Annotated in this window: 20 protein-coding genes; 3 read left to right on the top strand and 17 right to left on the bottom strand. The window is 72.8% G+C overall.

All coding sequences use genetic code 11. The features are described 5' to 3' along the window. The first annotated feature begins 85 nt into the window (after positions 1–85). A complete protein-coding gene (locus tag ABTZ99_RS25455; protein WP_499614569.1) occupies positions 86–946 on the top strand; it encodes an alpha/beta fold hydrolase in 861 nt (286 codons plus the stop codon). 110 nt (positions 947–1,056) lie between these two features. Here the strand turns inward: ABTZ99_RS25455 and ABTZ99_RS25450 are convergent, their stop codons facing one another. From ABTZ99_RS25450 to ABTZ99_RS25385, 14 genes are read right to left on the bottom strand one after another with little or no spacing between them, the layout of a single operon-like run. Beyond that, on the bottom strand, positions 1,057–1,431 hold the full coding sequence (locus ABTZ99_RS25450; protein WP_498777432.1) for a MerR family transcriptional regulator: 375 nt from the start codon (positions 1,429–1,431) through the stop codon (positions 1,057–1,059). Positions 1,432–1,465: 34 nt separating this feature from the next. After that, on the bottom strand, positions 1,466–2,356 hold the full coding sequence (locus tag ABTZ99_RS25445) for a carboxymuconolactone decarboxylase family protein (RefSeq protein ID WP_499614566.1): 891 nt from the start codon (positions 2,354–2,356) through the stop codon (positions 1,466–1,468). A 34-nt stretch (positions 2,357–2,390) separates the two neighbouring features. Continuing rightward, positions 2,391–4,160, bottom strand: a complete 1,770-nt coding sequence (locus tag ABTZ99_RS25440) for an acetyl/propionyl/methylcrotonyl-CoA carboxylase subunit alpha (RefSeq protein WP_499614564.1) — start codon at positions 4,158–4,160, stop codon at positions 2,391–2,393. A 47-nt stretch (positions 4,161–4,207) separates the two neighbouring features. Then, a complete protein-coding gene (locus ABTZ99_RS25435; protein WP_498777425.1) occupies positions 4,208–4,402 on the bottom strand; it encodes an acyl-CoA carboxylase epsilon subunit in 195 nt (64 codons plus the stop codon). Between the two features lie 11 nt (positions 4,403–4,413). Then, positions 4,414–5,961, bottom strand: a complete 1,548-nt coding sequence (locus tag ABTZ99_RS25430; RefSeq protein ID WP_499614561.1) for an acyl-CoA carboxylase subunit beta — start codon at positions 5,959–5,961, stop codon at positions 4,414–4,416. A gap of 25 nt (positions 5,962–5,986) precedes the next feature. Then, on the bottom strand, positions 5,987–7,528 hold the full coding sequence (locus ABTZ99_RS25425; protein ID WP_499614649.1) for a class I adenylate-forming enzyme family protein: 1,542 nt from the start codon (positions 7,526–7,528) through the stop codon (positions 5,987–5,989). Positions 7,529–7,541: 13 nt separating this feature from the next. After that, positions 7,542–8,459: an MBL fold metallo-hydrolase gene (locus ABTZ99_RS25420; protein WP_498777421.1), complete on the bottom strand. Its 918-nt coding sequence runs from the start codon at positions 8,457–8,459 to the stop codon at positions 7,542–7,544. An 11-nt stretch (positions 8,460–8,470) separates the two neighbouring features. Beyond that, positions 8,471–9,373, bottom strand: coding sequence for an aromatase/cyclase (locus ABTZ99_RS25415; RefSeq protein ID WP_499614558.1), 903 nt, complete (start codon positions 9,371–9,373; stop codon positions 8,471–8,473). 14 nt (positions 9,374–9,387) lie between these two features. After that, on the bottom strand, positions 9,388–10,182 hold the full coding sequence (locus ABTZ99_RS25410) for an SDR family NAD(P)-dependent oxidoreductase (protein ID WP_498777417.1): 795 nt from the start codon (positions 10,180–10,182) through the stop codon (positions 9,388–9,390). After that, a complete protein-coding gene (locus ABTZ99_RS25405; protein WP_498777414.1) occupies positions 10,172–10,420 on the bottom strand; it encodes an acyl carrier protein in 249 nt (82 codons plus the stop codon). The genes ABTZ99_RS25410 and ABTZ99_RS25405 overlap by 11 nt, the downstream gene beginning before the upstream one ends. Before the next feature lie 11 nt (positions 10,421–10,431). After that, entirely contained in the window at positions 10,432–11,646 is a 1,215-nt protein-coding gene (locus ABTZ99_RS25400) for a beta-ketoacyl synthase N-terminal-like domain-containing protein (protein ID WP_499614553.1), read from the bottom strand. Further along, positions 11,643–12,914, bottom strand: coding sequence for a beta-ketoacyl-[acyl-carrier-protein] synthase family protein (locus tag ABTZ99_RS25395; protein WP_498777410.1), 1,272 nt, complete (start codon positions 12,912–12,914; stop codon positions 11,643–11,645). The genes ABTZ99_RS25400 and ABTZ99_RS25395 overlap by 4 nt, the downstream gene beginning before the upstream one ends. 37 nt (positions 12,915–12,951) lie before the next feature. Beyond that, positions 12,952–13,365, bottom strand: a complete 414-nt coding sequence (locus ABTZ99_RS25390) for a nuclear transport factor 2 family protein (protein ID WP_499614550.1) — start codon at positions 13,363–13,365, stop codon at positions 12,952–12,954. After that, positions 13,353–13,796 (bottom strand): nuclear transport factor 2 family protein, encoded by a 444-nt coding sequence (locus ABTZ99_RS25385; RefSeq protein WP_499614547.1) that lies wholly within the window; start codon positions 13,794–13,796, stop codon positions 13,353–13,355. The genes ABTZ99_RS25390 and ABTZ99_RS25385 overlap by 13 nt, the downstream gene beginning before the upstream one ends. Positions 13,797–14,390: 594 nt before the next feature. Between ABTZ99_RS25385 and ABTZ99_RS25380 the strand changes: the two genes are divergently transcribed. Beyond that, positions 14,391–15,254, top strand: coding sequence for a helix-turn-helix domain-containing protein (locus ABTZ99_RS25380; RefSeq protein ID WP_498777404.1), 864 nt, complete (start codon positions 14,391–14,393; stop codon positions 15,252–15,254). Positions 15,255–15,269: 15 nt separating this feature from the next. Here ABTZ99_RS25380 and ABTZ99_RS25375 read toward each other — a convergent pair whose 3' ends face one another. Further along, positions 15,270–15,734, bottom strand: a complete 465-nt coding sequence (locus ABTZ99_RS25375; RefSeq protein ID WP_498777402.1) for an anthrone oxygenase family protein — start codon at positions 15,732–15,734, stop codon at positions 15,270–15,272. 34 nt (positions 15,735–15,768) lie between these two features. Then, positions 15,769–16,098, bottom strand: coding sequence for a hypothetical protein (locus ABTZ99_RS25370; protein ID WP_498777400.1), 330 nt, complete (start codon positions 16,096–16,098; stop codon positions 15,769–15,771). A 72-nt stretch (positions 16,099–16,170) separates the two neighbouring features. Here ABTZ99_RS25370 and ABTZ99_RS25365 point away from each other — a divergent pair, with 72 nt between their 5' ends. Continuing rightward, entirely contained in the window at positions 16,171–16,623 is a 453-nt protein-coding gene (locus tag ABTZ99_RS25365; protein WP_498777398.1) for a MarR family transcriptional regulator, read from the top strand. Between the two features lie 179 nt (positions 16,624–16,802). Here the strand turns inward: ABTZ99_RS25365 and ABTZ99_RS25360 are convergent, their stop codons facing one another. Beyond that, the gene (locus tag ABTZ99_RS25360; protein ID WP_499614542.1) at positions 16,803–17,369 is read right to left on the bottom strand and encodes a hypothetical protein; all 567 of its coding nucleotides are present in this window, start codon (positions 17,367–17,369) and stop codon (positions 16,803–16,805) included. Between the last annotated feature and the right edge of the window lie 202 nt (positions 17,370–17,571).

Genomic DNA, 17,571 nt, shown 5'->3' with positions numbered 1-17,571 from the left:
ATGCGGTTGCCGGCACCGGTATCGCGGCGCGCCCGGCGGGTCGCCGGGTCCGTTGTGGTCGGACGGGTGCTTGCTACCGTGACGCATGCTTTCATTGCGCGCCAACGGTGTCGAGCTCGGTGTGGAGTGCTTCGGCCGTGAGGGTGATCCGCTGGTGCTGCTGGCCGGTGGCACGACGATGCTGTCCTGGCCGGACGCGTTGTGCGAGCGGGTGGCGGCGGGCGGGCGCCGGGTGGCGCGCTACGACCTGCGCGACTGCGGTGGCTCCACGACCGTCGACCCGGAGGCGCCCGGCTACACGCTCCGCGATCTCGCCGCGGACGCGGTGGCGCTCGTCGACGCGCTCGGGGCCACCACCGCGCACCTCGGCGGCATCGGCGTCGGCGGCATGGTCGCCCAGGTCGCCGCGCTCGACCACCCCGAGGCGTTCTCGGCGCTGACCCTGGTCGGGACGCGCCCGGTCGCGCCGGGCCCCGTCGACGAGGACCTGCCCGACCACGACCCGGCGGCGATGCGTGCGCTGTTCTCCCTGCCCAGGCCCGACTGGAGCGACCGGGCGGCGGTCGCCGCGTTCGGCGCCGAGCGGGCCGAGCTGCTCGGCGACGACCCGGAGCAGGCGCGCGCGACCGCCGCGCGGATCTGGGACCGGACACCGTCGAGCACCCCTGCCGCGCACGAGGCGAACCAGCTCGGGATGGTGTTCGCCCGACTCGACTGCGCGCCGCGGTGGCGCGAGCGGCTCGGCGACCTGACCGTGCCGACGCTGGTCGTGCACGGCCGCGAGAACCTGTTCTTCCCCGTCGGCAACGGCGAAGCGCTCGCCGCCGAGATCCCCGACGCCCGGTTGCTCGTCCTGCCAGGCACGGCCACCGCCCTCCCCGACACCGCCGCCGACCAGGTCGCCGCCGCGATGCTCGACCTGCCGACCACCCGTCCGGACGCGTGACCGCCGAACACCCACGAGCACTGCCACTCCGCTTTACGAGCCGGCGCACCACCCGAGGCGGCCACCCCCGGCTCGGGAGTGCGCGGTGCCTGCCCGCCGATCCGCGCGGGTCAGTGGTCGCTCAGCGCCCGGTAGTGGTCGATCTTCGCGTCCAACGACGTCAGGCAGTCGGAGAGTTCGGCGATCCGCCTCCGGACCGCGTCGCGGTGCCGTTCCAGCAGCTCCAAGCGCTCCGGGACGGTCACGTCGCCCCGCCTGCGCAGCTCGGCGAAGCGCCGCATGTCCCGGATGGGCATGCCGGTGGTGCGCAGGCGGGTGAGGAAGCCGAGCCAGGCCAGGTCGGCGCTGCGGAAGCGACGCCGGCGGTCCGGGCCGCGGCCGACCGGGTCGAGCAGGCCGATCCGCTCGTAGTAGCGCAACGTGTGGGCGGTCAGGCCGGTGACCTCGACCGTTTCCGCGATGGACAGCACGCTCGTGTCGTTCACGCGGTCGACGGTAGGAGTTGGAGCGCGCTCGAAGTCAACCCGGCAGTTGCCCGAACACGTCCCTGGCCACGGTCACGGCGTTGAGCACGCGGGGGAAGCCGGCGTAGGGCACGACGTGGATCAGCGCCTCGACCACCTGGCCCCGGCTCAGCCCCACGCGCAGCGCGGCGCCCAGGTGCACCCGCAGCTGGGGTGCGGTGTCGCCGGACGCGGTCAGCGCGCCGATGGTCACCAGCTGCCGCTGCGGCGTCGTGAGCCACGGCCGGTGGTACACGTCGCCGAACGCGACCTCGACCACGTAGCGGCCGAGGTCGGGCGCGATGTCCCGCAACGACTCGATCACGTCCAGCCCGTGCTGCCCGTCGACCTCCACCAGGTTCTCCACGCCGCGCGCGTAGCGGTCCCGCTCGTCGGTCTGCACCGGCGGCTCGAACGCGATCCCCCGGTCGGCGAACACCTCCCGGGCGGCCTGCACCGCGTTGAGCGCCCTCGGGAAGCCCGTGAACGGGACGACGTGGATCAGCGCCTCCACGACCTCGACGGGGCTCAGCCCGACCCGGAGCGCCGCGTCGAGGTGGAACCGGAGCTGCGGCGCCGTGTCGCCCTGCGCGGCCAGGGCGCCGATGGTCACCAGCTGCCGCTGCCGCAGGTCCAGTCCCGGCCGGGCGTAGACGTCGCCGTAGGCGAACTCGACGACGTAGCGGCCGAGGTCCGGCGCGATGTCCGACAGCGACTCGACCACCTCGGCGCCGCGGTCGCCCGAGACCTGCCGCAGCACGGCCAGTCCCCTGGCGTACCGGCCGGAGGACGCCTCCGGCGCCGCTGATGCTCCCGGCGCGGTCGCCACCCCGGAGGCCCCGATCAGCGCTCCGGCGGCCAGCAGCGAACGTCGGTTGACGGCGGTGCCGTGATCTGACTTGGTCATGGCGGCGACGCTAGGTCTTCGCGCGCGCTCGAAGTCAACCCTCACCGCTCCCGAGTTGCGCCAGCACGGTCCCCTGGGTGACCGACGCACCCGGCTCCGCGGTCAGCCCGGTGATGACGCCGGCCTTGTGCGCGGTGACCGGGTTCTCCATCTTCATCGCCTCCAGCACCAGCACGAGGTCGCCGGCCTCGACCTGCTGCCCCTCGGACACCGCGACCTTCACCACCGTGCCCTGCATCGGCGCGACGATCGCGTCGCCGGACACGAGGGTCATGCCGCCGCCTCGCCGGCGCGCGGTCGGGCGGGGTTGGCCCGCGGGCGTCGCCGCCGGTGTCGCGCCGTCCACCAGCGCGGTGAAGTCGGCCGGCAGGGACACCTCGACGCGCCGGCCGTTCACCTCCACGGTCAGCCGCCGGCGCGGGAGTTCCTCGACGGTGGCCGGTTGGGCCTGCGGCTCGACCGGGTTGTGCCACTCGGTCTCGATCCACTTGGTGTGCACGTCGAAGGAACCCGGCCCCGCGAACGCCGGGTCGTCCACGACCTGGCGGTGGAAGGGCAGCACGGTGGCGATCCCCTCGACGTCGTACTCGCGCAGCGCGCGCCGCGCTCGCCGCAGGGCCTGCTCGCGGGTGGGACCCCACACGACGAGCTTGGCCAGCATCGAGTCGAACTGGCCGCCGATCACGCTGCCCGCGACCACGCCCGAGTCGACCCGGACGCCCGGACCGCCCGGCTCGCGGTAGCGGGTGATCCGGCCGGGCGTGGGCAGGAAACCCCGGCCGGCGTCCTCCCCGTTGATCCGGAACTCGAACGCGTGCCCGCGCGGCGCCGGGTCACCGGTCAGGTCGAGCGGGTGGCCCTCGGCGATGCGGAACTGCTCCAGCACCAGGTCGACGCCGGTGGTCTCCTCGGTGACCGGGTGCTCGACCTGCAACCGGGTGTTGACCTCCAGGAACGACACGGTCTCGCCCTGGACCAGGTACTCCACCGTGCCCGCCCCGGAGTACCCGGCCGCCAGGCAGATGGCCTTGGCCGAGTCGTGGACCAGTCGACGCTGCTCGTCGGTCAGGAACGGCGCCGGCGCCTCCTCGACCAGCTTCTGGTGCCGTCGTTGCAGCGAGCAGTCACGCGTGCCGAGCACGACGACGTTGCCGTGCCGGTCGGCCAGCACCTGGGCCTCCACGTGCCGCGCGCGGTCCAGGTACCGCTCGACGAAGCACTCGCCGCGGCCGAAGGCGGCGACCGCCTCGCGGGTCGCGGACTCGAACAGCTCCGGGATCTCGTCGAGGGACCGGGCGACCTTCAGACCCCGCCCGCCACCGCCGAACGCGGCCTTGATGGCGACCGGCAGGTCGTGCCGCTCGGCGAACTCGACGATCTCCCGCGCGTCGCCGACCGGACGCCCCGTGCCGGGGACGAGCGGTGCGCCCACGCGCTCCGCGATCCGCCGCGCGGTCACCTTGTCGCCCAGGTCCCGGATGGCCCGCGGGCTCGGCCCGATCCAGGTCAGGCCGGCGTCGAGGACGGACTGGGCGAAGTCCGCGTTCTCCGACAGGAAGCCGTAGCCGGGGTGGACCGCGTCGGCGCCGCACCGCCGCGCCACCTCCAGGATCCGGTCCCCCGACAGGTAGGACTCGGCCGCGGTCCGACCGCCCAGCGCGAACGCCTCGTCGGCCAGCGGCACGAACGGCGCGTCGGCGTCCGGTTCGGCGTACACCGCGACGGAGGCGATCCCCGCGTCGCGCGCCGCCCTGATCACCCGGATCGCGATCTCGCCCCGGTTGGCGATGAGAACCTTGTGCACCTGCGACTCCCTCTCTGTTGCTCGGGTCGGTCCGCTCGGGCCGACCGCTACCCGGCGTTGCGCCAACTGTTGGGCGGCACGAACACCGCGGCCCGCTCCGGGTACAGCCACCGGGGCGCGGCCAAGGGCCGCGCGTCGTCCGGTGGTCGCCGGGCGGCCAGGCACAGCACCGCCAGCAGGGCGCCCAGCTCGGGCTCGTCGAGCGTGCCGGACTCGATCCGCAGGACCGTCTCGTCGACCATGACCGCTCCCCCTACAAAGGTGTGTTGCCGTGCTTGCGCAGCGGCAGGTCGGCGTGCTTGGAACGCAGCATCTCCAGGCCGCGGATGAGCACCGGTCGGGTGTCGGCCGGGTCGATCACGTCGTCGACGAGCCCGCGCTCGGCGGCGTAGGACAGGTGCATGAGCTCGGCGCGGTACAGGTCGATCTTCTGCTGCCGGACCGCCTCGCGGTCGCCGTTCGCGGCGGCGATGTCGCGCCGGAAGATGATGTCGACGGCCGCTTCCGGTCCCATGACGGCGATCTCGTTGCCCGGCCACGCCAGCACGAGGTCCGCGCCGATCGAGCGGGAGTCCATGACGATGTACGCGCCGCCGTAGGCCTTGCGCACGATCACCGACATGCGCGGCACCGTGGCGTTGCAGTAGGCGGCCAGCAGCTTCGCGCCGTGCCGGATGATGCCGTCGTGCTCCTGGCCGACACCGGGCAGGAAGCCGGGCACGTCCACGAACGTGACGATCGGGATGTTGAAGCAGTCGCAGGTCTGCACGAACCGCGCCGCCTTCTCCGACGCCGCGATGTCCAGGGCGCCGGCCAGCACGGACGGTTGGTTGGCCACCACGCCCACGACGTGACCGCCCAGCCGGGCGAACGCGCAGATGACGTTGGTCGCCCAGCCCTCCTGCACCTCCAGCACGAACCCGTCGTCGACGACCTCCTCGATCACCGCCCGCATGTCGTAGGGCCGGTTGCCGTCGGCGGGCACCAGCTCGTGGAGCCCCTCGGCGCGGCGGTCGACCGGGTCGGTCGACGGCCACGCGGGCGGTTGCTCCCGGTTGTTGGCGGGCAGCATCGACAGCAGCAGCCGGACGTCCTCCAGGCACGACCGCTCGTCGTCATAGGCGAAGTGCGCGACCCCGGAGAGCCGGTTGTGCACGTCCGCGCCGCCGAGCTCGTCCATGGTGACCCGCTCGCCGGTCACCGTCGCCACCACGTCCGGCCCGGTGAGGAACATCTGGGAGATGCCGCGGACCATGAACGTGAAGTCGGTCAGCGCCGGGCTGTACGCGGCGCCGCCGGCGCACGGACCGAGCATCACGCTGATCTGCGGGATGACGCCGGACGCCTTGGCGTTGCGCCGGAAGATCCCGCCGAACCCGGCGAGCGCCGTGACGCCTTCGTGGATGCGGGCGCCCGCGCTGTCGTTGAGCGACACCAGCGGCGCGCCGGCCGCCACCGCGAGGTCCATCACCTTGTGGATCTTCTCCGCGTGCGCCTCGCCGACCGCGCCGCCCAGGATGCGGAAGTCCTGGGCGTAGACGAAGACCGTCCGCCCGAGCACGGTGCCCCAACCGGTCACCACGCCGTCGGACAGCGGGCGGTGGTCCGCCCGGCCCAGCCCGGCGTGCCGGGCCCGGCGCAGGCCCTCGACCTCCTGGAACGACCCCTCGTCGAGCAGCAGCGCGATCCGCTCGCGGGCGGTCAGCTTGCCCTTGTCCCGCTGCCGCCGTGCGGCTTCGTCGTCGTCGTCGAGCAGTGCGCGCTTCAGCTCGACGACCTTCCCCAGCGCGTCGTGCGCCATGCTTCCCCCCTCTTGGTGACCGCCGTCAGGCGGGCAACCGCTTCTGCTGTGCGAGTGCGACGAGCGCCGCCTTGTCGACCTTCCCGTTGGCCAGGCGGGGCAGGGACTCGACCACGGTCAGGACGTCGAGGTCCGCGGTGGGCAGGTCCGGTGCGCTGTCGGTGGCAGTCCGGACGAACCCGGCGAGCCGGGCCGGGCCGCCGTCGGTCGCGGGCACCCCCACCACGGCGCACTCCACCACGTCCGGGTGGGCTTCGAGCGCCCGGCGGACCGACGACGGCGAGACGACCTCGCCGCCCCGGCGGACCAGGTCGCCGATGCGGTCGACCACGGTCAGCAGGCCGTCCGGGGACAGCGAGCCGTAGTCGCCGGTCGGGAACCAGCCGGGCGCCACCGGGGTCACGCCCGAGCCGTCGAGGTAGCCCTGCATGACGCTCGGGCCCGCGACCCAGATCTGCCCGGCCACCCCCGTCGGCACCGGCTCCGCGGTCGGGTCGTCCAGCGCCGCGATCCGGACCGCGACGTCCCGCACGGGCGCGCCCACCGAGCCGACCCGGTCGTAGCCGGCGCGTTCGGTGCTGACCAGCGACGTGGTCTCGGACAGCCCGTAGCCCTGCCGGCACGGGATGCCCAGCGTGGCGCCGATCCGGGTGGCCGCCTTCTCCGCCAGCGCGGTGCTCCCGGAGCCGACCATGCGCAGGTGCCGGACCCGCGTCGAGCCGAACGCCGGGTCGGCCGCCAGCTGCTCCAGCCGCACCGGCAGGGAGTACAGGTGGGTCGCCCGCGCCTCGTCGGCGGCGAGCACCGAGTCGAGCACGCGCCGGTGGCCGACCAGGACCTGCCGGACGCCGGCCAGCACCGACGCGTTCATGTGCATCGGGTAGAAGATCGGCCTGCTGTGCGCGAGCCCGCCCGAGGCGGCGAGCCCGTGGGCGTCGGCGAGCTGGGCGGCGTTGGTCAGGACGTTGCGGTGGCTGTAGGCGACCGCCTTCGCCCGGCCGGTCGACCCGCTGGTGAACATCAGCGCGGCGGTGTCGTCCGGCAGCACCGGCGCCGCGCCGGTCCGCAGCCGGAGCAGCCGGCCGAACTCGACCCGGACCTCCTCCCGGACCAGGTCTAGCATCCCCTGCTCGGCCAGCTTGGCGCGCAGGGCGTCCGACCCGGCCTCGGACACCAGCACGGCCGAGGGCATCGCCAGCCGCAGCACGTGGGCCACGGCCGGCGCGGGCAGCAGCGGGTTGATCGGCGCGACGACGTTGCCGCTGCGGATCGCCCCGTAGTAGTAGGCCGGGAACACCGGGTCGAGGTCGGCCACCAGGCCGACCACCCCGCGCCCCGGTGCGGCCGCGCCCAGCGCCCTGGCCACCGACGAGGCCACGTCGTCCCAGTCCCGGAAGGTCAGCGCGTCCGCGCCGACCTGCACCGCCGGCCGGTCGGCGCCGGCGCGGACGGCCTCGGTCAGCAAGGTGTCCACCGCGGCGGGCCGCGGGTCGGCCAGCGGCCCGGCCGCCACCCAGGACCGCCCGGCTTCCGGCCAGCGCATCGTGTCGTCCATGACGTCCCCCATCACCAGTTCGTCCTCATGCGAAGCACTCCGGCAACCCGCCGTTGAGCGCGACCATCTCCGCGAACACCGCGACGACGTCCAGCGGCGCGCCCGGCGCGGCGCCGTCGAGTTCGGCGTAGGCGCGGTGCAGGTTCGCGACCAGCCGTTCCGGCTCGCCCCACCGGGCGAACTCGTCCGGGTCCGCCCGCTGCGCGGCCTCGGCGGGGGTCAGGCCCTCGCGCCGCCCGGCCGTCGCGACCCCGTCCAGCCAGTCCAGGTACCGCTCGGTGTCGTCCAGCAGCCCGGCGCCGCCGACCGGTCCGTGGCCCGGCACGACCACCCTGGGCCGCAGGTCCCGCAGCGACGCGACCGCGGCGCGCATCCCGGACACGGACCCCATCAGCAGGAACGGGGTGCGGCCCGACATGATCACGTCACCGGCGAACAGCACGCGTTGCTCGGGCAGCCACACGACCGTGTCGCCGCGGGTGTGCGCCGGCCCGACGTGGAACAGCTCGACCGTGCGGCGGCCGTCGTGCAGGACGAGCCGGTCCTCGTAGGTGCAGTCGGGCAGCCGCACGGCGGGCTCCCCCCACCGGACGTCCGGCCACAGGCCGGTCAGCCCCAGGCCGCTCGCCGCCATCTCCCGGGCGGCCTCCACGTGCGCGAGGACCCTGGTGCCCGCCGGGAAGCGGCACCCGCCGAAGACGTGGTCACCGTGGAAGTGCGTGATGACCAGGTGGTCGATCGGCTGCGGGGCCAGGGCCCGGACCGCGGCGAGCTGCGCCTCGGTCCGGTCCCGGGTGGCGCACGTGTCGATCACGGTGGTGCCCTCCGCCCCCACGAGGACACCGCTGTTGTTGACGCACCAGCCGCCGTGCTCCTGCAGGTAGGCGAACACCCCCGGCGCGAGCTCCACCGGCGTCGGCGCGGGTGGCAGGTCGATCCGCACGCGTGACACGGTCAGACCCCCTCCAGCAGCGACTTGGCGATCAGCATCGTGGCCATGCTGTTGGCGCTGAGCGCGTCGCGCGCCTTGGCCAGGTTCGCCGCGGTGCTCGCCTGGTCGCGGGCGACCTCCGGGCGCAGCCGGATGGTGTGCTCGGAGGTGAGCACGGTCTCGCCCTGCCCGGCTCGGATGGTCCAGTTGCCCAGGTGCAGGTCGAGCAGCGGCGGCAGGTCGAGCTGCTTGTAGCCGATGCGGCCGGTGCCCTCCGTGATCCGGATGGACATCGTCTCGTGCTCGCCCACCTTGGACAGCGTCGTCATCCGCAGCGACTGGACGTCGTGCGTGCCGTAGTCGTCCAGCCGCACGGCCGCGACGTGCGGCAGCCGGTCGGTCCAGTGCTCGGCCTCCCACAGGAACGCGTGCACCGCGTCCGCCCCGGCGGCGATCCGGACCGAGTCGGAGAACGTCCGGACCTCGCCCCCGCCCCGCTCGGCGACGGCCTTGACGTTGGCCAGTTCGGTCCGGCTGTTCTCGTCGGTGACCTTCTCGATCCAGGCGAACGCCTCGGGGTCGTCGTCGACCGCCGAGAACGTGTGCAGCAGCCGGAGGTGGGTCCGCCCGGGGCCGTCCTCCTCGACGACCCAGGTGCCGCTCATGGTGGCGATCGGCGGCGCGGGCACCGCTTGGCGGAAGGTGATCCGGTGCGCCACGGGGTCGAGCTCGCGCACCGAGGTCCACGATTTCACCTCCTCGCCCGCGCTCGCCCAGATCCGGAAGGTCTCCGTCGTGCCGCGGCGCTCGACGTGCGTGACCTGGATGGTCGGTTCGAACAGCTCGGGCCAGCGCTCGGCGTGGGCGAGCAGGGCGTAGACGTCGCGGGGATCGGCGTCGATCGTGATGTCGTGCGTGGTGTCCATTGCGTGCCCTCGCGTCAGTAGTTGCCCAGCCCGCCGCAGACGTTGAGCGCCTGCGCGGTGATGGAGGCGGCCAGTGGGGTGGTGAGGTACTCGACGAGGCCCGCGACCTCGTCCGGCGTGCTGTAGCGGCCCAGCGGGATCTTGGCCTCGAACTTGGTCAGCACGTCGGCCGCGGACACGTCCCAGATCCGGGCGTAGTTCTCCCGGACGTGTTGCGCCATCGGGGTTTCCACGTAGCCGGGGCAGACCGCGTTGACCGTGATGCCGGTGCCGGCCAGCTCCAGGCCGAGGGCCTTGGTGAAGCCGACCACGCCGTGCTTCGAGGCGCTGTAGGGCGCGCCCAGGACGACGCCCTGCTTGCCGCCCGTCGAGGCGATGTTGATGATCTGGGCGGCCTCGCGCGTGGTCATCCCGCCGGTCGTCAGCACGTGCCGCGACATCAGGAAGACGCTGCGCAGGTTGGTGTTGACGACGTTGTCCCACAGCTCGGTCGACAGGCCGCTGGTGACGCCCCCGCCGGGGATGCCCGCGTTGTTCACCAGGGTCGTGACCGGGCCGAACGCCGCGACGCCCGCGGCCACGAAGGACTCGACCTGCGACTCGTGCCGCACGTCGCACGACTGGCCGTCGGCGGTGATGCCGAGCTCGGCGAGGTCGGCGACGGTCTCCTTGACCCGCCGCGCGTCGCGGGCGCCCAGGAACACCCGGTAGCCGGCCGCGCCCAGCCGCTTGGCGATGGCCAGGCCGATCCCGCTCGTGCCGCCGGAGATCAGCGCGACCCGGTCGTCGGTGGTGTGCTCAGGCAGCATCGCGCTCCTCCTCGATCACGTCGAGCAGGGCGGCCGGGGTCTTGGCGTGTTCCAGGACGTCGTCGTCGAGCTGGACCCCGTGCTCGCGCTTGAGGACGTTCAGCACCTCCAGCAGCGCGATGGAGTCGAAGCCGATGTCGTCGAAGGAGGTGTCCGGGTCGACGTGGGTCGCGAGGTCGAAGGTCTCGTCCTCGCCCGCCACCTCGCGGAGCACCGCGGTCAGGGTGTCGATGTTCATTGCGTTCTCCCTCAGTCGGAGTCGAGTTCGGTGTGCGGCTTCGTCAGCACCATCGCCGAGTTGAAGCCGCCGCGGCCCCTGGCGAGCACCAGGGCCGTGTGGACCCGGCCCGCGGCCGGGTGGTCGACGACGTGCAGCGCGCTCGCCGCCTCGGAGAGCTCGTAGCGCGGTGTGGGTGGGACGACCTGCTTGGCGATCGCCAGGCACGCCGTCGCGACGTCGAGCGCGCTGCCCGCGCAGCCGAGCCGGCCGATGCCGGTCTTCGGCACGGTCACCGGGACGCCTCCCGAGCCGAACACGGCGGTGATCGCCCGCGCTTCGCGGTCGTCCATCTCGCGGGTGCCGAACCCGTCGGCGAACACCACGTCGACGTCGCCCGCGTCCACCTCGGCGTCGTCCAGCGCGACGCGGATCGCGCGCTCCAGGCCGCGGCCGTCCCGCGCCACACCGTCGAAAGTGGACGCGAAGCCCGCGATCGCGGCGTAGGCCGCGCGGGAACCGGTGCGGTCGGGCCGTTCCACGGTCATGATCGCCCCGCCCTCGCCGGACACGAAGCCGTCGGCGTGCGGCGAGAACGGCCGGTACGCCGTGCGCGGGTCGGGGTCGGTCGCCATGAGCCCGGCGCTGGTGTAGGCCGACCAGCCCCACGGGCAGAGGTTGGTGTCCACGGCGCCGGCGAGCACGAGCTCGCAGTCGTGCCGCAGCTGCCGCCGCGCCTGGCCGACCGCCTCCATGCCACCGGTGTCGTCGGTGACCAGCGCGCGGGCGGCTCCCCGCAGGTTGTGCCGGATGGAGATCTGGCCGGTGTTGACCGCGTAGAACCAGGCGAACGACTGGTACGCGCTCACGTGGGCCGGGCCGCGCGACCACAGCGCCTGCATCTCCTTCTGCGCGAACTCGAACCCGCCGCCGTTGTTCGCGGTCACCACCGCCGAGGCGTGCTCGGCGTAGGCGCCGTCCGGGATCGCCGCGTCGTCGAGCGCGTCGCGGGTCGCGACCAGCGCGAACTGGGTGACGCGGTCGGTCTGCGGCAGCAGCCGGGCGGGCAGGTGGTCCCTCGGGTCGAACCCGGGGTGCTCCCCGGCGATCCCGGTGGCGTACCGGCCGCCGTCGAACCGGGTGATCGGGCCGATCGCGTTGGCCGACTCGAGCAGCGCGCTCCAGTACGGGTCGACGCCGATGCCGAACGGCGTGACGACGCCCAGGCCGGTGATGTGCGGTCTCATCGCGTCGCACCCGCCTTCGAGATGATCATGGCGCTCTGGAACCCGCCGAACCCGCTGCCCACGCTGAGCACGTGCTCCGGGGCCGCTTCCCGCGCGTGGACCGGGACGTAGTCGAGGTCGCACTCGGGGTCGCGCTCGGTCCAGTTGGCGGTGGGCGGCAGCAGCCGGTGCTGCAGGGCCAGCAGGCAGGCCGCGATCTCGATGGAGCCGATCGCGCCCAGCGAGTGGCCGACCATGGACTTGATCGAGCTGACCGGGGTGCGGTAGGCGTGCTCGCCGAGCGCGAGCTTGAACGCCGCGGTCTCGTGCCGGTCGTTCTGCTTGGTGCCCGACCCGTGCGCGTTGACGTACCCGATGTCGGTGGGCGCGAGGCCCGCCTGGTCCAGGGCCGCGGTGATCGCCGCCGCCATCTCCACGCCGTCCGGCCGCAACCCGGTCATGTGGTAGGCGTTGCACCTGCTCGCGAAGCCCGAGAGCTCGCCGTAGATCGGCGCGCCCCGCCGCCGGGCCGACTCCAGCTCCTCGATGACGAACATCGCCGCGCCCTCGCCGAGCACGAACCCGTTGCGGCTCTTGTCGAAGGGCCGCAACGCCCGTTCCGGCTCGTCGAGCCGCGGCGTCGTCGCCTTGATCGCGTCGAAGCAGGCGATCGTGATGGGCGAGATCGGCGCGTCGGACGCGCCGCACACGGCCCGGTCGACCGTACCCTCCCGCACGAGCTCGACCGCGTGCGCCACGGCGTCGAGCCCGGAGGTGCACCCGCTGGACACCACCGAGACCGGCCCTTCCGCGCCGACCTCGACGGCCAGCTCGGCGGCGATGGAGCTGGGGATGTAGTAGTCGTAGTAGTGCGGGCTCGCCAGGGACTCGTCCACTTCCCAGGCGGTGCCGCGCCCGCTCATCCGCACGTACTCGGACTCCAGGGCCGGGGTCGACCCGACCGCGGTCCCGACCACGACGCCGGTCCGCCCCGGGTCGCCCTGGCCCAGGTCGATCCCGCTGTCCTCGATCGCCTCCCGCAGGGCGACCAGCGCGAACTGCCCGACCCGGTCCAGCCGCGCCACCTCGGCGGCGCTCAGGCCGCACGACGCCGGGTCGAAGTCGACCTCGGCCGCGACCCGCGACCGGAACGGCGTCGGATCGACCAACGTCATGATCCGGGTGGCGGTGCGCCCCTCGGAGATCAGGTTCCAGAAGTTCTTCCGCCCTGGTGCGCCCGGCGCCACCACACCGATGCCGGACACCACGACCCTTCGAGTGCTCGTCATGCTCAACCCCACGTCCCCCCTTGAGATCAACGATTCGTCAGTTCGGCTTCGCGGTCCGCGACACGACCCGGTGCCCCGCGTTCCCCTCGACCCGGAGCACGTCCGCGAACTCGATCACCCCGGAGACGCGCGAGCCCTGGCCCACGACGGACTCCACGGTCAGCACCGTGCCCCGCACCCGGAGGCCGTCGCCGGTCGGCGTGATCGCGCAGTTCGACATGAAGTGCCGCTGCACGGCGCCGCGCGCGGACCGGGCGTCCCGGAGGACCCGGCTGTGCTCGACGATCCGGGCACGTCCCCGCAGCGTCCGCAGACCGTCGATCACGAACTCGGCGTCCGCGGCGAACGTGTCGCCGTAGGCGTCGAAGTCGCCGCGGTCGAGCGCGTGGACCTGCTCGGCGTAGAACCGCTCGACCGCGCTCCGGTCGCCCCCGCCCATCAGGACCGCCACGGCTTGTCGTCGCGGGTCACCTTGCGGGCCCGGACCTGCCAGCGGTCGTCGCGCAGCACCAGGACGTCCTCGCACAGCGTGCTGGCGTAGACGACGGGCGGCGTGCCCGCGCCGCTCTCCACGACGAGGACGTAACTGCTCGCCCGCGCCAGCGTCGCGGTGCGCGGCACGACCCGCAGCATCGACACCAGGTGCCGGTGGGTGATGCCGTCGCGGGCCCGCTGCTCGACGCCGGCCGCGGCCGCCGCCTCGATCGCGGCGCGCCCGTGCACGAGCCGGTCGAATCCGCTCGCCGCGAAGGTCGCTTCGGGCACGAAATCCGCGGCGAACGCGGCCGTGTCGCCCCGGTCGAGGGCGCCCAGGTGGTTCACGTAGAACCGGGACAGTTCCTCGTGCAGCGACACTTCCGCCCGGACGGGCGGTCGGATCATTTTCAAGGTCGTCATGAGCCACCGGATTCAGTCGTCGGTCGTTCGTGGCGGTAAGCCGGAGTGCCGGCTCGTCAATGTTGTCGGCGACGTTATGGCGCGGTGTCCGGCGGCGGCAATCGACTTGCACTGGAGTTCGTCAATCCTGCACTCCTGTTCACCCCGTGTATCGCGTCCCGGGCACCGAGGGGAGTCGACGCAGGTGAGAGGCCCGTGCGGGCACGCGCACGCGGGCCCGCACGAGGAGGTGGCGATCTTTGCCGACGGCCGTGCGAAGTGCGGTCAGCGACCGTTCCGAATAATTCTCATTATCTGCCGAGGCCGTCCGGACCACGACGGCCGGCGCACCGGAAACCGATCTTGGCGCAGTTCTCCGGTTCACCCGCGCTCGTCGCCCGTCCGCGGTTACCATGACCTGGTCCGATGCCACAGCGACACTGGTGCGGGGAGGTACCAATGCGCGAGGGAGCTTCTGGGGGGCAGGTCCCGGCGGAGCGTTCAAGATTCATCAGGATTCACAACCGGAACGCGGATCCGACCGACCGGCTCGACTATTGGAATGAGCTGACCGAGAGCACGCGGTACGGCAAGAGCGGGATGCCGTTGATTGTGGCCGACCCGACTTTCCAGGCCGATTACACCGGGCACTGGGTCGGCGAGGCGGGCGTGGTGGCCGGCCGGATGGACGCCGGCGCGTTCCTGGTCGACCGCAGCCGGGCGGACGGCATCGACGGCGGTCGCGTGCAGCTCATCCTCTCGGGCAGCAACGGGGCGCGGATCGACGCGCGGGGCTCCGCGCACGAGATCGGCCCCGGCTCGCTCTACCTCCAGTTCCACGACGAGCCGCGGCGCGTCCTGTGGGACAAGCCGGACCGGCAGCTGATCGTGGACATCGACTCGTCGCGGCTGACCGTGGACGTCGAGGTGCTCCGGCGGGCGATGTTCTCGCCGCTGCCCGTCGACCGGGACCTGGTGGACCTGTTCGTCCAGTCCGCGACCAGGATCCTCCACACACCGCGTTGCGCGACCCCGGCGGCCGGGCCGTTCCTGGTCAGCCTGGTCGAACTGCTGGTGCGCAGCGCGCTGGGCGACGACGTCGAGCTGACGGAGACCGGGCCCGCGCTCCGGGGCCGGGCACTGGCCGTCATGCGGGAGAACCTCTCGCGCACCGACCTCAGCGCGGAGGACGTGGCGGCGGCCCTGAACATCTCGCGCCGCAGCCTGTTCCAGCTCTTCGACGACGGGACACCGCCCATGACGGTGCTCCGCCGGATGCGCATCGCGCGCGCCCAGGAGATCCTCGGCGACGGCAGGCGGGACGACCTGACCATCGCGCAGGTCTCCCGGTTGTGCGGCTTCGGCACCTCGCGCGGGTTCAACAACGCGTTCCTGCGGGAAGCCGGCCAGCGCCCCACCGACTACCGCCGCAACCGCAGCGCGCCGTCGACCACCGAACCCTGAACCGCCCCGACCGGACTACCTCAGCTGCGCGACCGGCACGACGGCCGCCGCGGCGAACCCGGCCGCGGCCACGACCGTCCTGATCAGGTGGAAGCGGCGCCAGCTGTCGCGGTGCGCGGCCCACGAGTCCGGGATCGATCCGACCCAGCTGTCCGCCAGCACGTTCAGCGGCACCAGTGTCGTGACCGTGATGACGATGCCGGCCAGCATCGCCACCGCGGCGAGGATGCCGGCGACGAGCACGGTCGCGTCCTTCCGGTAGCTGAGCACCGCGACCGCGCTCGACGCCAGCATCCCCACCACGAACAGCGGCGGCATGAACCGCCCGTAGTCCCGGTTCACCGCCTGCCAGTACGACACGTAGGCGCTCGGACTCATGGTGGCGACGCCCGGGTTGAACGCGATGCCGAAGCACAACCCGGCGTACAGCCCGGTGGCGAGCAACGACAGCACGATGGAGATCGCGTAGACCGACTTCACCCCGGGCACCTTCCTCTCGGACCCGTCCAGTGCACTACAGGATGGCGATCCCGGCGACCGCATGGATCACCGCCAGCACCGCGCCGCCACCCATCAGCCCCTTCTCCTTGCGCCAGACGCCGATGGCGACGTCGATCAGCTGGATCGCGGCGGCGACGAAGAGCAACCAGGCGACCCCGGCGCCCCGTTCGAACCAGGGCAGGACCGCGGCGACGAGCCCGAGCGGCACGGCGCGCGCCGCGTACATGTAGGCGAAGAACCGCTCGGCGGCCTCGACGGTCGTCGAGCCGCTCATCGACGCCGGGCGGGCTCCGGCCGCCGCGGCGAACCCCACGCTGAGCAGCGCGGCCAGTGTGTTCAACACGAGTAGGACGGTCATTGTGTCACTCCTGCACTGTGTACTCACTCAACTGTTGAGTGATGCTACAGTACCGGTATGGAAGCGACAACGCACCCGGAAGAGCGACTCTCCGACTCGCTGGCGTTCCGGCTGACCGTGCTCGGCGCGGTCGTGCAGAAGGAGTTCGCGCTGCACCTGAAGGAGGCGGGGCTGACACCGAAGCACCTCGGCGTGCTCGACGTCGTCGACCGCGGGTTGGCCCGGACCCAGGACGACGTCGCCACGCTCATGCAGGTCACGCCCGGCATGGTCGTCCGCCTGGTCGATCACCTGGAGCAGCGCGAACTGCTCCGGCGCCGGCGGGACCCGATCAACCGGCGGCGGCACATCCTCACCGTCACCGAGGGCGGCGCCAAGGTCCTGGCCGAGGGCGCCGCCTTCGCCGCGACGGTGGACGCCCGCCTGGTCGCCACCACCGGTCGGACCCTGGCCGGTCGCCTCGACGAGGCCCTCACCGCCCTCATGCGCCCCCTCACCGGCGAAGGATGACGCCGGTGAGGGGGCGCCAGGCGGCCCGCTCCCACGAGGAACGCGGCCGGGCGTGATCCGAGCCGCGTGACGTTCGACAGCCGCCATTTCTCGGCGGTCGTCAATAACGAGCAATCACCGGAACGCGCTGTCAGGCGGACCGGTCGAATCGAGTTCCGGCCGCGTGCGACAAACCCGCGTCAGGTCAATTGGGTGATGACGATGTCGGCGGGGCCGCCGGAACTGGTGACGCCTTCCGGCGTGAGGCACTGCTGCGGCGTGGTGTTGAGCACCACCGCGTTCATGACGACCAGGGCTCCGGCGAACCGGCCGGCGGTCACCCTGCCCTGGTACACGACGACCGTCTCGTTGGCCGGACGCAGCACCACCACGCCGGCGGCGGCCACCGTGGTCGTCTCGCCGGTGTTCCAGGTGATGGTCACCGTGATGGAGACGCTCCCGGCCAGGCAGGAGATCAGGCCGGTCACCACGACCCGGTACCCGCCGGACGTGATCGCCGGCGACCCGCTGGACACGCACGGGCCGTAGTCCGCGCGCGAGGTGATCGTGACGGGCCTGATCTGCGCGGTCACCCCGGGCTCGTAGGTGTTGGCGCCGCTGCCCACGCACGACAGCAGCTCCGCGTCCGCGGCCTGCGCCGCGGGCACGGCGGCCACCAACCCGGCCGCGGCCGTCACCGCGACGACAAGACCCGCGACGGAACGCCGCAGCGCCGACCACGTATTCCTGATCCGACTCGTCCGCATCGGGGCGCCTCCGCGAATCCGCAACGGCAAAGGAATCGCCACTGTAACTCCGCCGCACCGCGCCATGAAGGTGAATTCAGATGCCACTTTCCGTGGGTGTCGCGAGCGGTGAAGCCGCAGATTTCGTTGTCCACGTCATCACGGCGAAGCGACACCTCGGCACCGGAGAGGCGGATTCGGCGCCCGGCCGGGTCCTCACCCG

Source organism: Actinosynnema sp. NPDC002837 (assembly GCF_040295345.1).
Lineage (GTDB): Bacteria > Actinomycetota > Actinomycetes > Mycobacteriales > Pseudonocardiaceae > Actinosynnema.
This window is presented reverse-complemented; position numbering and strand designations above follow the sequence as displayed.